The 11,956-nt window shown below is 60.8% G+C and carries 13 protein-coding genes; 11 read left to right on the top strand and 2 right to left on the bottom strand.

What is annotated here, in order from left to right; translation table 11 throughout:
* The first annotated feature begins 2 nt into the window (after nt 1-2).
* Both proB and EGJ27_RS15915 read left to right on the top strand, forming a co-directional pair.
* Nucleotides 3-1,121, top strand: coding sequence for a glutamate 5-kinase (gene proB, locus EGJ27_RS15920; protein ID WP_125831892.1), 1,119 nt, complete (start codon nt 3-5; stop codon nt 1,119-1,121).
* A 25-nt stretch (nt 1,122-1,146) separates the two neighbouring features.
* A complete protein-coding gene (locus EGJ27_RS15915; RefSeq protein ID WP_125831703.1) occupies nt 1,147-1,611 on the top strand; it encodes a CreA family protein in 465 nt (154 codons plus the stop codon).
* Between the two features lie 73 nt (nt 1,612-1,684).
* Here the strand turns inward: EGJ27_RS15915 and rpsT are convergent, their stop codons facing one another.
* Nucleotides 1,685-1,963 carry a 30S ribosomal protein S20 gene (rpsT, locus tag EGJ27_RS15910; RefSeq protein WP_003344603.1) on the bottom strand — a complete coding sequence of 93 codons (279 nt, stop codon included), beginning with the start codon at nt 1,961-1,963 and terminating at the stop codon, nt 1,685-1,687.
* 251 nt (nt 1,964-2,214) lie between these two features.
* Here rpsT and murJ point away from each other — a divergent pair, with 251 nt between their 5' ends.
* The 6 genes from murJ to ispH all read left to right on the top strand — a co-directional run bounded on the left by murJ (nt 2,215) and on the right by ispH (nt 9,642).
* The gene (gene murJ, locus EGJ27_RS15905) at nt 2,215-3,753 is read left to right on the top strand and encodes a murein biosynthesis integral membrane protein MurJ (protein WP_125831702.1); all 1,539 of its coding nucleotides are present in this window, start codon (nt 2,215-2,217) and stop codon (nt 3,751-3,753) included.
* Between the two features lie 131 nt (nt 3,754-3,884).
* The gene (gene ribF / locus EGJ27_RS15900) at nt 3,885-4,811 is read left to right on the top strand and encodes a bifunctional riboflavin kinase/FAD synthetase (protein ID WP_125831701.1); all 927 of its coding nucleotides are present in this window, start codon (nt 3,885-3,887) and stop codon (nt 4,809-4,811) included.
* Nucleotides 4,812-4,831: 20 nt separating this feature from the next.
* Entirely contained in the window at nt 4,832-7,663 is a 2,832-nt protein-coding gene (gene ileS, locus EGJ27_RS15895) for an isoleucine--tRNA ligase (RefSeq protein ID WP_125831700.1), read from the top strand.
* Nucleotides 7,656-8,168 (top strand): signal peptidase II, encoded by a 513-nt coding sequence (gene lspA, locus EGJ27_RS15890; protein WP_125831699.1) that lies wholly within the window; start codon nt 7,656-7,658, stop codon nt 8,166-8,168. The genes ileS and lspA overlap by 8 nt, the downstream gene beginning before the upstream one ends.
* Nucleotides 8,161-8,637 carry a peptidylprolyl isomerase gene (locus EGJ27_RS15885; RefSeq protein ID WP_125831698.1) on the top strand — a complete coding sequence of 159 codons (477 nt, stop codon included), beginning with the start codon at nt 8,161-8,163 and terminating at the stop codon, nt 8,635-8,637. Before lspA ends, EGJ27_RS15885 begins: the two co-directional genes overlap by 8 nt.
* Before the next feature lie 57 nt (nt 8,638-8,694).
* Nucleotides 8,695-9,642, top strand: coding sequence for a 4-hydroxy-3-methylbut-2-enyl diphosphate reductase (gene ispH, locus EGJ27_RS15880; RefSeq protein WP_125831697.1), 948 nt, complete (start codon nt 8,695-8,697; stop codon nt 9,640-9,642).
* 6 nt (nt 9,643-9,648) lie between these two features.
* On the opposite strand, the gene EGJ27_RS15875 is transcribed toward ispH, so the two are convergent.
* A complete protein-coding gene (locus tag EGJ27_RS15875; RefSeq protein ID WP_125831696.1) occupies nt 9,649-10,149 on the bottom strand; it encodes a GspH/FimT family protein in 501 nt (166 codons plus the stop codon).
* Between the two features lie 131 nt (nt 10,150-10,280).
* Between EGJ27_RS15875 and EGJ27_RS15870 the strand changes: the two genes are divergently transcribed.
* From EGJ27_RS15870 to EGJ27_RS15860, 3 genes are read left to right on the top strand one after another with little or no spacing between them, the layout of a single operon-like run.
* The gene (locus tag EGJ27_RS15870; RefSeq protein WP_125831695.1) at nt 10,281-10,751 is read left to right on the top strand and encodes a GspH/FimT family pseudopilin; all 471 of its coding nucleotides are present in this window, start codon (nt 10,281-10,283) and stop codon (nt 10,749-10,751) included.
* Entirely contained in the window at nt 10,739-11,248 is a 510-nt protein-coding gene (gene pilV / locus EGJ27_RS15865; protein WP_256672865.1) for a type IV pilus modification protein PilV, read from the top strand. The genes EGJ27_RS15870 and pilV overlap by 13 nt, the downstream gene beginning before the upstream one ends.
* Nucleotides 11,245-11,952, top strand: coding sequence for a PilW family protein (locus EGJ27_RS15860; protein ID WP_125831694.1), 708 nt, complete (start codon nt 11,245-11,247; stop codon nt 11,950-11,952). The genes pilV and EGJ27_RS15860 overlap by 4 nt, the downstream gene beginning before the upstream one ends.
* Nucleotides 11,953-11,956 lie beyond the last annotated feature (4 nt).

The following is an 11,956-nucleotide window of genomic DNA, read 5'->3' as shown; positions in this document are numbered from 1 at the left end:
TGATGCGCAGCAAAGTGACGGGCGCCCAGCGCTGGGTTGTGAAGATCGGAAGTGCCTTGCTCACGGCGGATGGCAAGGGGCTGGATCGCACGGCCATGGGTGTATGGGTCGAGCAGATGGTGGCGCTGCATGAGGCGGGTGTCGAACTGGTCCTGGTTTCTTCCGGCGCCGTGGCCGCCGGGATGAGCCGTCTGGGCTGGACCGTTCGACCCAGTGCCATGCACGAGTTGCAGGCCGCTGCTGCCATCGGTCAGATGGGGTTGGTGCAGGCCTGGGAGTCGAGCTTTGCGGAACACGGTCGGCACACTGCACAGATTCTGCTAACCCATGACGACCTTTCCGACCGCAAGCGTTACCTGAACGCGCGCAGCACGTTGCGCGCGCTGGTCGAGCTGGGTGTCGTGCCGGTGATCAACGAGAATGACACGGTCGTTACCGATGAGATTCGCTTTGGCGATAACGACACGCTTGCGGCACTGGTCGCCAATCTGGTGGAAGCCGACCTGCTGGTGATCCTCACTGATCGCGATGGCATGTTTGATGCCGACCCGCGCAATAATCCCGAAGCCCGGTTGATCTACGAAGCACGTGCCGATGATCCGGCACTGGACGCAGTCGCGGGCGGTACCGGCGGTGCGTTGGGTCGTGGTGGGATGCAGACCAAGCTGCGTGCTGCGCGGCTGGCGGCGCGCTCCGGTGCGCACACCGTCATTGTCGGTGGTCGCATCGAGCGTGTGCTGGCGCGCCTGAAGGGCGGTGAGCGCCTCGGGACCTTGCTGTCGCCTGAGCGCGGCATGCTGGCCGCTCGTAAGCAGTGGCTCGCCGGGCACTTGCAGACGCGCGGCACGCTGGTGCTGGATGACGGTGCGGTCGCAGCGCTGGCCAGGGATCACAAAAGCTTGCTGCCGGTGGGGGTGAAGCTGGTCCAGGGCAGTTTTCGTCGCGGCGAGATGGTCGTCTGTGTGGCGGCGGACGGACGAGAGATCGCACGCGGCCTGAGCAATTACAGTGCGGTCGAAGCGCAGAAGATCATTGGTCAGTCCTCGGACGCCATCGTCCGTGAGTTGGGTTATATGGCTGAGCCTGAGCTGATCCATCGCGATAACCTGGTACTGGTTTGATTTGCGCTCTGCAAGGAAAAGTCCGATGCGTTTAGTGAAGGGTGTTCTGGTCGCGCTGCTGGCCTTGCCGGTAGTGGCGGCCGCCGAGGAAATCGGTCAGGTGTCGACGGTGTTCAAGGTATTGGGGCCGAATGACCGGATCGTGGTCGAGGCGTTCGATGATCCGAAAGTCGAAGGCGTGACCTGCTATCTGTCCCGTGCCAAGACTGGCGGGGTCAGGGGTGGTCTGGGGCTGGCGGAAGACCGTGCCGAGGCGTCCATCGCTTGTCGGCAGGTCGGGCCGATCCGCTTCCAGCCTCCGCTCAAGGAGGGTGAAGAGGTGTTCAAGGAGCGCACGTCGCTGGTCTTCAAGACCATGCAGGTGGTGCGCTTCCTCGACAAGAAGCGCAATGCGCTGGTGTATCTGGTCTACAGCGACCGCCTTATCGAGGGTAGTCCGCAGAATGCCGTGACGGCGATTCCTATCCTGCCGTGGCCCGAAACGCCCTGATCTTTGCTTGCGGCATCAAATCTCAGGCAATAAAAAACCGACCCTTGGGTCGGTTTTTCAACAAGCTGGACGCTTAGGCGGCAGCAGCAAGGCTCAGGGCCTTGATGTGACCATTCAGACGGCCTTTATGGCGAGCAGCTTTGTTCTTGTGGATGATGCCTTTGTCGGCCATGCGGTCGATAACAGGCACTGCCAGAACATAAGCAGCTTGCGCTTTTTCAGCGTCTTTTGCGTCGATGGCTTTAACTACATTCTTGATGTAGGTACGAACCATGGAACGCAGGCTGGCGTTGTGGCTGCGACGCTTCTCAGCCTGTTTTGCACGTTTTTTGGCGGAAGGTGTGTTGGCCACCGTCGAGCTCCTCGAAAGACTTTGTGAAATAGCGAACAAAATAGGCCGCGAATCATGCCGATGACTGGAAGAGTTGTCAAGGGCAGTTAGGGCGTTCCGCTGAGTGGTCACTACATTTTTCCGGAGGATTCATTTCCGGCGTGCGACCTGTAAACTCGCGGGCTTTGACTTCGGGCCTTTTGCGGCGCGGAGTATCGCATAAATGGATCGCTCCATCGCAGATCCTTTGGCAAAGGCGCACAACTCTTTACATGAATCTACTCAAGTCACTGGCTGCGGTCAGCTCCATCACCATGCTTTCCAGGGTGCTGGGCTTCATTCGCGACACGATCATCGCCCGCACCTTCGGTGCCGGGATGGCCACGGACGCCTTTTTCATCGCCTTCAAGCTGCCCAACCTGCTGCGCCGGATCTTCGCCGAGGGTGCGTTCTCCCAGGCTTTCGTGCCGATCCTGGCGGAATATAAAAGCCAGCAGGGCGAAGAGGCGACCCGCACTTTTGTCGCCTATGTCACCGGCTTGCTCACCCTGGCGTTGGCGCTGGTCACGCTGCTGGGCGTGGTGTTCGCGCCGTGGGTGATCTGGGCCACGGCCCCCGGCTTCGTCGATTCTCCTGAAAAGTACGCGCTGACCACCGACCTGCTGCGGGTAACCTTTCCTTATATATTGCTGATCTCCCTGTCTTCGCTGGCCGGCGCGATCCTCAATACCTGGAACCGCTTTTCCGTTCCGGCCTTCGTGCCGACGCTGCTGAACGTCAGCATGATCGGTTTCGCCCTGTTCCTGACACCGTACTTCGATCCGCCTGTCATGGCGCTGGGCTGGGCGGTGCTGGCCGGTGGTCTGTTGCAACTGCTCTATCAACTGCCGCATCTCAAGCGCATCGGCATGCTGGTGCTGCCACGTCTGAACCTGCGTGACTCAGGCGTCTGGCGGGTAATGAAGCAAATGTTGCCGGCGATCCTCGGCGTCTCCGTCAGTCAGATTTCCCTGATCATCAACACCATCTTCGCCTCGTTCCTGGTCGCAGGTTCGGTGTCGTGGATGTACTATGCCGACCGCTTGATGGAGTTGCCGTCCGGAGTGCTGGGCGTGGCATTGGGTACGATCCTGTTGCCGATCCTGTCGAAAACCTACGCCCAGAAGGATCGCCACGAATATTCGCGAATCCTCGACTGGGGCTTGCGCCTGTGTTTCGTATTGGTGCTGCCGTGTACGCTGGCCCTGGGCCTGCTGGCTGAGCCGCTGACGGTGTCGCTGTTCCAGTACGGCAAGTTCGACGCGCTGGACGCGGCCATGACCCAGCGTGCACTGGTCGCCTATTCGGTGGGCCTGCTGGGCATCATCCTGATCAAGGTGCTCGCGCCGGGGTTCTACGCGCAGCAGAACATTCGCACTCCGGTGAAGATCGCGGTATTCACCCTGATCGTGACTCAGTTGCTCAACCTGGCCTTCATCGTGCCGTTACAGCACGCGGGGCTGGCGCTGGCGATCAGTGTCGGTGCCTGCATCAATGCCGGCCTGCTGTTCTGGCAGTTGCGTCGTCAGGATCTGTTCCAGCCGCAACCGGGCTGGACGAAGTTCCTGATCAAGCTGATCGTCGCAGTCACGGCCATGTCGGCGGTATTGCTGGGACTGATGCACATAATGCCCGCCTGGGACCAGGGCCAGATGCTCGAACGGTTCATGCGCCTGGGTGTTCTTGTGGTCGCGGGTGTGGTTACCTATTTCGCCATGCTGCTGTTGATGGGCTTTCGCCTCCGGGACTTTGCCCGCAAGGCGATCATGTAGACATTTTCAAAAGGGTGGCTGCCGGTTTTTCGCAGTGCGTGCCGGCAGCCGTTATCGGGCCTTGGCGTGTTGCCTGTCGTCCTGGGCCGTGTGTGGTTATAATCGGCCACTTTATGAGCAAGAAGTGCGTTATGCAGCTGGTCAGAGGCCTCCACAATCTGCGCCCCCATCATCGGGGCTGCGTCGCCACGATTGGCAATTTCGACGGTGTACACCGCGGCCACCAGGCTATCCTGGCGCGGCTGCGCGAGCGTGCGGTCGAGTTGGGTCTGCCCAGCTGCGTGGTGATTTTCGAGCCGCAGCCGCGTGAATTCTTCGCCCCGGAGACGGCTCCGGCCCGACTGGCCCGCCTGCGCGACAAGCTCGAACTGCTCGCCGCCGAAGGCGTGGACCGGGTGCTGTGCCTGTCGTTCAACCAGCGCCTGAGCAAGCTCAGCGCTGTGGAGTTCGTCGAGACCGTGCTGATCGATGGTCTGGGTATCGAGCATCTGGAAGTCGGCGACGATTTTCGCTTCGGTTGCGACCGCATCGGCGACTTCGACTTCCTGCAACAATTCGGCGAAACCCACGGCTTTACCGTGGAAGCGGCGCAGACCGTTGAAATCGATGGCGTTCGCGTCAGCAGTACCAAGGTGCGTAAGGCCCTGGCTGGCGCGGATTTCCCCCTTGCCGAGCGCTTGCTCGGCCGCCCGTTCCGGATTGCCGGACGGGTACTGCACGGCCAGAAGCTGGCGCGCCAGTTGGGTACGCCCACGGCCAACGTGCAGCTCAAGCGTCGTCGCGTGCCGTTGAGCGGGGTTTACCTGGTCAGCGTAGACGTCGACGGCAAGGCCTGGCCGGGAGTTGCCAATATTGGTGTGCGTCCGACCGTGGCCGGAGACGGCAGTGCCCACCTCGAGGTACACCTTCTGGATTTTGCCGGTGATCTTTATGGCCGGCGTTTGACGGTGGCTTTCCACCACAAGCTGCGTGATGAGCAGCGTTTTGCCTCGCTGGAGGCGCTCAAGACGGCGATCAATGCGGACGTCGCCGCCGCCCGTGCCCACTGGCATGGTTAACTGCAAATCAAGAGCCTGAAATGACCGACTATAAAGCCACGCTAAACCTTCCGGACACCGCCTTCCCTATGAAGGCCGGCCTGCCCCAGCGCGAGCCGCAAACTCTGCAGCGCTGGGACAGCATTGGCCTGTACCAGAAGCTGCGCGAAATTGGCAAGGATCGTCCGAAGTTCGTCCTGCACGACGGCCCTCCTTATGCCAACGGCACGATTCACATCGGTCATGCGGTCAACAAGATCCTCAAGGACATGATTCTGCGTTCCAAGACCCTGTCGGGCTTCGACGCGCCTTATGTTCCAGGCTGGGACTGCCACGGTCTGCCGATCGAGCACAAGGTCGAAGTGACCCACGGCAAGAACCTGCCTGCCGACAAGACGCGTGAGTTGAGCCGCGCCTATGCCGCCGAGCAGGTCGAAGGCCAGAAGTCCGAATTCATCCGTCTGGGTGTTCTGGGCGACTGGAGCAATCCGTACCTGACCATGAACTTCTCCAATGAAGCCGGGGAAATCCGTGCGTTGGCGGAAATGGTCAAGGGCGGCTTCGTCTTCAAGGGGCTCAAGCCGGTCAACTGGTGCTTCGACTGTGGCTCGGCTCTGGCCGAAGCCGAAGTCGAATACCAGGACAAGAAATCCTCGACCATCGACGTCGCGTTCCCGGTTGCCGACGAGGCGAAGCTTGCTGCGGCATTCGGCCTGCCTGCGCTGGGCAAACCGGCTTCGATCGTGATCTGGACCACCACCCCGTGGACCATCCCGGCCAACCAGGCGCTGAACGTTCATCCGGAATTTGAGTACTCGCTGGTCGACGTCGGCGACAAACTGCTGGTGCTGGCTTCCGAGCTGGTTGAGAGCTGCCTGACGCGCTACAAGCTCGACGGCGCGGTGATTGCCACGACCACCGGCCAGTCGCTGGACCTGATCAACTTCCGCCACCCGTTCTATGACCGTCTGTCGCCGATCTATCTGGCCGACTACGTCGAACTGGGCGCCGGCACCGGTGTGGTCCACAGCTCGCCGGCCTACGGCGTCGATGACTTCAACATCTGCAAGCAATACGGGATGAGCAACGACGACATCCTCAGCCCGGTGCAGAGCAACGGCGTGTATGTCGAGTCGCTGGAGTTCTTCGGCGGCCAGTTCATCTTCAAGGCGAACCAGAACATCATCGACAAGCTGCGCGAAGTCGGCAGCCTGATGGACACCGAAACCATCAGCCACAGCTACATGCATTGCTGGCGCCACAAGACGCCGCTGATCTACCGCGCCACCGCGCAGTGGTTCGTGGGGATGGACAAGCAGCCTGATGCCGGCGACACCCTGCGTGAACGTGCGGTCAAGGCCATCGAAGACACCAAATTCGTGCCGGCCTGGGGTCAGGCGCGTCTGCATTCGATGATCGCCAACCGTCCGGACTGGTGCATCTCGCGTCAGCGCAACTGGGGCGTGCCGATCCCGTTCTTCCTGCACAAGGAAAGCGGCGAACTGCACCCACGCACCGTCGAGCTGATGGAAGAAGTGGCCCAGCGCGTCGAGAAAGAGGGCATCGAGGCGTGGTTCAAGCTCGACGCCAGCGAACTGCTGGGCGACGAAGCCGCCAAGTACGACAAGATCTCCGACACGCTCGACGTCTGGTTCGATTCCGGCACCACACACTGGCACGTTCTGCGCGGCTCGCACCCGATGGGCCACGACAGCGGTCCACGCGCCGACCTGTACCTGGAAGGCTCCGACCAGCATCGTGGCTGGTTCCACTCGTCGCTGCTGACAGGTTGCGCCATCGACAACCACGCGCCATATCGCGAACTGCTGACCCACGGGTTCGTGGTCGACGAGAATGGCCGCAAGATGTCCAAGTCGCTGAACAACGTCGTGGCTCCGCAAAAGGTCAATGACTCGCTGGGCGCCGACATCATGCGTCTGTGGGTTTCGGCGACCGACTATTCGGGCGAAATGGCGGTGTCGGACCAGATCCTGCAGCGCAGCGCCGATGCCTATCGCCGCATTCGTAACACTGCGCGCTTCCTGCTCTCCAACCTGTCGGGCTTCAACCCGGCGACCGACATCCTGCCGGCCGAGGAAATGCTCGCCCTGGATCGTTGGGCGGTGGACCGCGCCTTGCTGCTGCAACGCGAGCTGCAAGAGCATTACGGCGAATACCGCTTCTGGAACGTGTACTCCAAGATCCACAACTTCTGCGTGCAGGAGCTGGGTGGTTTCTACCTGGACATCATCAAGGACCGTCAGTACACCACTGGTGCCAACAGCACCGCGCGTCGCTCCTGCCAGACCGCGCTGTTCCACATCTCCGAAGCGCTGGTGCGCTGGATCGCACCGATCCTGGCGTTCACTGCAGACGAGCTGTGGCAATTCCTGCCGGGCGAGCGCAACGAATCGGTGATGCTCAACACCTGGTACGAAGGCCTGACCGAAATGCCGGAAGGCTTCGAGCTGGACCGCGCCTATTGGGAGCGGATCATGGCGGTGAAGACGTCGGTCAACAAGGAAATGGAAAACCTGCGCGCTGCCAAGGCCATCGGCGGCAACCTGCAGGCAGAAGTGACCCTGTACGCGGAAGAGTCGCTGGTGTCCGATCTGTCGAAGCTGGGCAACGAGCTGCGCTTCGTACTGATCACCTCGACTGCCAGTGTCGCACCGCTGGTATCGGCTCCGGCCGATGCGGTCGTGACGGAAGTGGCTGGCCTGAAGCTGAAAGTAGTCAAATCCGGCCACACCAAGTGCGCCCGTTGCTGGCATCACCGCGAAGACGTCGGCGTGAATCCGGAACATCCGGAAATCTGCGGTCGTTGCGTGGACAACATCAGTGGTGCCGGCGAGGTGCGTCACTATGCCTAACTCGGCGCAGGGCCGTTTTGGCCGTTTGAGCTGGTTGTGGTTGAGCGTGCTGGTCGTGGTCATTGACCAGGCCAGCAAGTACTACTTCGAAAACCGGCTGGATCTGTACGAGCAGATCGTGATCATTCCCGACTACTTCAGCTGGATGCTGGCGTACAACACCGGAGCGGCGTTCAGCTTTCTCGCCGACAGCTCCGGTTGGCAGCGCTGGTTGTTTGCGCTGATCGCGATCGTGGTCAGTGCAGTGCTTGTCGTCTGGCTCAAACGTCTCGGCCGCGACGACACCTGGCTGGCGGTGGCGCTGGCGCTGGTATTGGGTGGGGCGCTAGGTAACCTGTATGACCGGGTCGCCATCGGACACGTGATCGATTTCATCTTCGTACACTACAAAGAGCATGGCTTCCCGGCGTTCAACGTGGCCGACAGCGCAATTACCGTCGGTGCGATCATGCTGGCGCTGGACATGTTCAAGAGCAAGAAAACCGGAGAAACCGTCAATGACTGATCAGTCTTCGGCCTCGGGCGCAGCAAACGAGTTGCGCATCGGCCAGAACACGGAAGTCACCCTGCATTTCGCCCTGCGTCTGGAAAACGGTGACACCGTGGACAGCACGTTCGACAAGGCTCCGGCCACGTTCAAGGTCGGTGACGGCAACCTGTTGCCAGGTTTCGAAGCGGCGATTTTCGGCTTCAAGGCTGGCGACCGCCGGAGTGTGCAGATCCTGCCGGAAAACGCCTTTGGTCAGCCCAACCCGCAAAACGTGCAGATCATGCCACGCTCGCAATTCCAGGACATGGAACTGTCGGAAGGCTTGCTGGTGATCTTCAATGATGCGGCCAACACTGAACTGCCCGGCGTGGTGAAAGCGTTCGATGACGAACAGGTCACCATCGACTTCAACCACCCTCTGGCCGGCAAGACCCTGGACTTCGAAGTGCAGATATTCGAAGTGAAGGCGATACTGGCTTCCTGAATGGCTCCATGACCCGGCTTCGGCCGGGCTGCTCCGCACGTAAATACGAGGCACAGCATGCAAATCAAACTCGCCAACCCCCGCGGCTTTTGTGCCGGTGTGGACCGCGCGATCGAAATCGTCAATCGTGCCCTGGAAGTGTTTGGTCCGCCGATTTATGTGCGCCATGAGGTCGTTCACAACAAATTCGTCGTCGAAGACCTGCGCTCGCGTGGCGCGATCTTCGTCGAAGAGCTCGACCAGGTGCCGGACGACGTCATCGTGATCTTCAGCGCCCACGGCGTTTCCCAGGCGGTACGCACCGAAGCTGCCGGTCGCGGACTGAAAGTGTTCGACGCCACCTGCCCGCTGGTGACCAAGGTGCATATCGAGGTTGCCCGCTACAGCCGCGACGGCCGTGAATGCATCCTGATCGGTCACGAAGGCCACCCGGAAGTCGAAGGCACCATGGGGCAGTATGACGCGAGCAACGGTGGCGCCATTTATCTGGTCGAAGACGAAGAAGATGTTGCCGGTCTGCAGGTTCGCAACCCTGAAAGCCTGGCATTCGTCACTCAGACCACCTTGTCCATGGATGACACCAGCCGGGTGATCGACGCGCTGCGGACACGCTTCCCGGCCATTGGCGGTCCGCGCAAGGACGACATCTGCTACGCCACGCAAAATCGCCAGGACGCCGTGAAACAACTGGCCGACGAGTGCGATGTGGTGCTGGTGGTCGGCAGCCCGAACAGCTCCAACTCCAATCGCCTGCGTGAACTGGCCGAGCGGATGGCGACTCCGGCGTACCTGATCGATGGCGCCGAAGACATGCAGCGCAGCTGGTTCGACGGCGTTGAGCGCATCGGCATTACGGCCGGCGCCTCGGCACCGGAAGTGCTGGTGCGCGGCGTGATCCAGCAGCTCCACGCCTGGGGCGCGACCGGCGCCGATGAGCTGGCGGGGCGCGAGGAAAACATCACGTTCTCCATGCCCAAGGAACTGCGGGTCAAGTCGCTGCTGTAAGTCGCTTCATGCGCAGGGTGGGTGCGGGGTCCTGGTGTCTTCGACCCTTACCCGACCTGTGATGCTGACGATGATCCGGTAGTGGCTGACCGGCTGGTCTTTCACGCAGACGTGCAATGTGCCATTGGCGGCTCGCCGCAAGCCCCCGAGGCCGTCGAAGCTCAGGTACTGCGCCACCTTGCTGTTACCGACGATTCGGGTTTTCGCGCCGCTGGCCCGCTCGACCAGCAGCACGTCCTTTTCGTCGGGGCCGCGGCCGTCCAGGTCGGTGATGATCCTCCAGCCGTTGCTCCAGTCTGCATCAATGGCATGAATCGTTATCACCTGACTGCGTGTCACGGCGGTGAGACGTGCCGAGCGGATACCGCTCGCCAGTTCCTGGGCGGCGGCCTGTCTGCGCTGGCTACCCAGCAGGTCAGTGAAAGAAGGGGCCGCCGCGCCAGCCAGCACTGCCAGCAACGCCAGTACGATCAGCAGCTCGATCAGAGTAAAACCTCCATGTTTCACACGCTTTCCTCCCTGGAAAACACGGTTGGCAACGCTTCCGGGCACTCGTCATCGCAAAACTACCGTACGTCCCGCTATGGCTTTTCCAGAGGCGTTGCTGCCTTATAGTCGTAACGTCTAGGAGACACTCAATGCGCCGTATCGCCAAGGGATTCAGCCTCGTGGAATTGTTAGTCACTGTGTCCCTGGTGGGCATCCTGGCTGCCATTGCCATCCCGAATTTCAGCAGCTCCATTCAGAACAACAAAGTGGAAACCGAGGTGAGCGATCTGCAGCGGGCGCTCAACTATGCGCGTCTTGAGGCGATAAACAGAGGAGTGACGGTACGCATCGCGCCAACCAGCGGAACCGACTGGGCGACCGAGTTGCAGGTGACCCTGGCCACTGCGGCAACGGTCTTGCGCAAGGTTCCGGCTTTAAGCAGCGGCGCGACACTGGTGGTCGCTAACGTCAATGCGATGGACTTCAACAATCTCGGCGGCTTGAACACGCCGAGCTCGGCGGTGGCGATGACTTATACGCGTGGCTCGATAACCAAGACCGTCAATGTCTGCCTGACCGGGCGGATCACGGTAGGTGTAAGTTCACCATGCGGAAATTGACTCTACAGCGCCAGAACGGCATGACCCTGATCGAAGTTCTGGTCTCGGTCCTGATACTTGCCATCGGCCTGCTGGGCGCGGCAGCGATTCAGCTCAACGCCCTGCGCTACACAGACAGCGCAACCATCAGCAGCCAGGCCAGCTTCATCGCCTACGACATGATGGATCGCATACGCGCCAACGTTGACGGCAACGCGTCTGCCAACGGTTCGACCGACGTGCTGGCGCTCTATGACCTTCCCATCGCTGGTACTGCGCCTGTCGGTAACCAGACCAATGCCAAAGACCAGGATCTTGCCGATTTTCGGGCCAACATCGAAGGGCTGCCAAGCGGTACCGGCAGTATCGTTGTCAAACCGAATCGATTCGTGACCATTACTGTCGGCTGGGACGACACCCGCGCCGCAGCCGCCACCGCGCAGGCTTCCGGCGGGACAGCCCAGGCCAGCAATCCGCAGAAAATCGAGATTACCTCACGCATCGGTGTGACCCCATGAGAAAGCTTTCCAGAGGCTTCGGTCTGGTCGAAATCATGGTGGCACTGGTCCTTGGGTTGGTCGTCAGCCTGGGCATCATCCAGATATTCACCGCCTCCCGAAACACCTTCGTGACGCAGAACGCCTCGGCACGCATGCAGGAAGATGCGCGCTTTGTCTTGAGCAAGATGCTTCAGGAGTTGCGCATGGCGGGGATGTATGGATGTTTGCAGCTGGACAGCGCGCTGGCGACGGGGGCTATCGCCAGGCCCGCTGCGCTCACTAATCCGATCCTGTGGGATGCCACCAACAGGGCCCTGACGGTAGTGACCGCTGATGTCGGAACGTCCGGCACGTCGCCCACCTGGACGATCATCTCGGATTGTCAGACCACTGCTCAGCTCTATCCCAATTCCAAAGCGCCGGCGGCAGGGCAAACCGCCTTCCCACTGCGACAGCTGATTTACAGGCTGAACGGAACAGATCTGACGATGCAGCTAGGCACGGCTCAACCGCAGCCCTTGCTGCAGAACGTCCGTAGCTTTGAGATTTCGTTCGGAATGAAGGGCCAGCCCATGACCTACTCCCTTGCGGCCAATCCGATCACTGCCGGCAATGGGGCGGATGTCCTGAGCGTCCGAATCAGGCTTGAGCTGTCCGATCCGGACGCGAGAGTTCGGAACCAGCAGTTCAACGCAGTCGCTTACCTGCGCAACCGTTTTTGATGCG

Origin of the sequence: Pseudomonas sp. v388, assembly GCF_003935425.1 — a bacterium.
In the GTDB taxonomy this organism is placed as follows: domain Bacteria; phylum Pseudomonadota; class Gammaproteobacteria; order Pseudomonadales; family Pseudomonadaceae; genus Aquipseudomonas.
Note: the sequence above shows the minus strand (reverse complement) of the source record. Positions and strands in the feature narration are given on the sequence as shown.

Excerpts from the sequence above, each read along its gene's own strand:
- proB (WP_125831892.1), top strand. The coding sequence starts at position 3 with ATGCGCAGCAAAGTGACGGGCGCCCAGCGCTGGGTTGTGAAGATCGGA.
- EGJ27_RS15915 (WP_125831703.1), top strand. The coding sequence starts at position 1,147 with ATGCGTTTAGTGAAGGGTGTTCTGGTCGCGCTGCTGGCCTTGCCGGTA.
- murJ (WP_125831702.1), top strand. The coding sequence starts at position 2,215 with ATGAATCTACTCAAGTCACTGGCTGCGGTCAGCTCCATCACCATGCTT.
- ribF (WP_125831701.1), top strand. The coding sequence starts at position 3,885 with ATGCAGCTGGTCAGAGGCCTCCACAATCTGCGCCCCCATCATCGGGGC.
- ileS (WP_125831700.1), top strand. The coding sequence starts at position 4,832 with ATGACCGACTATAAAGCCACGCTAAACCTTCCGGACACCGCCTTCCCT.
- lspA (WP_125831699.1), top strand. The coding sequence starts at position 7,656 with ATGCCTAACTCGGCGCAGGGCCGTTTTGGCCGTTTGAGCTGGTTGTGG.
- EGJ27_RS15885 (WP_125831698.1), top strand. The coding sequence starts at position 8,161 with ATGACTGATCAGTCTTCGGCCTCGGGCGCAGCAAACGAGTTGCGCATC.
- ispH (WP_125831697.1), top strand. The coding sequence starts at position 8,695 with ATGCAAATCAAACTCGCCAACCCCCGCGGCTTTTGTGCCGGTGTGGAC.
- EGJ27_RS15870 (WP_125831695.1), top strand. The coding sequence starts at position 10,281 with ATGCGCCGTATCGCCAAGGGATTCAGCCTCGTGGAATTGTTAGTCACT.
- pilV (WP_256672865.1), top strand. The coding sequence starts at position 10,739 with ATGCGGAAATTGACTCTACAGCGCCAGAACGGCATGACCCTGATCGAA.
- EGJ27_RS15860 (WP_125831694.1), top strand. The coding sequence starts at position 11,245 with ATGAGAAAGCTTTCCAGAGGCTTCGGTCTGGTCGAAATCATGGTGGCA.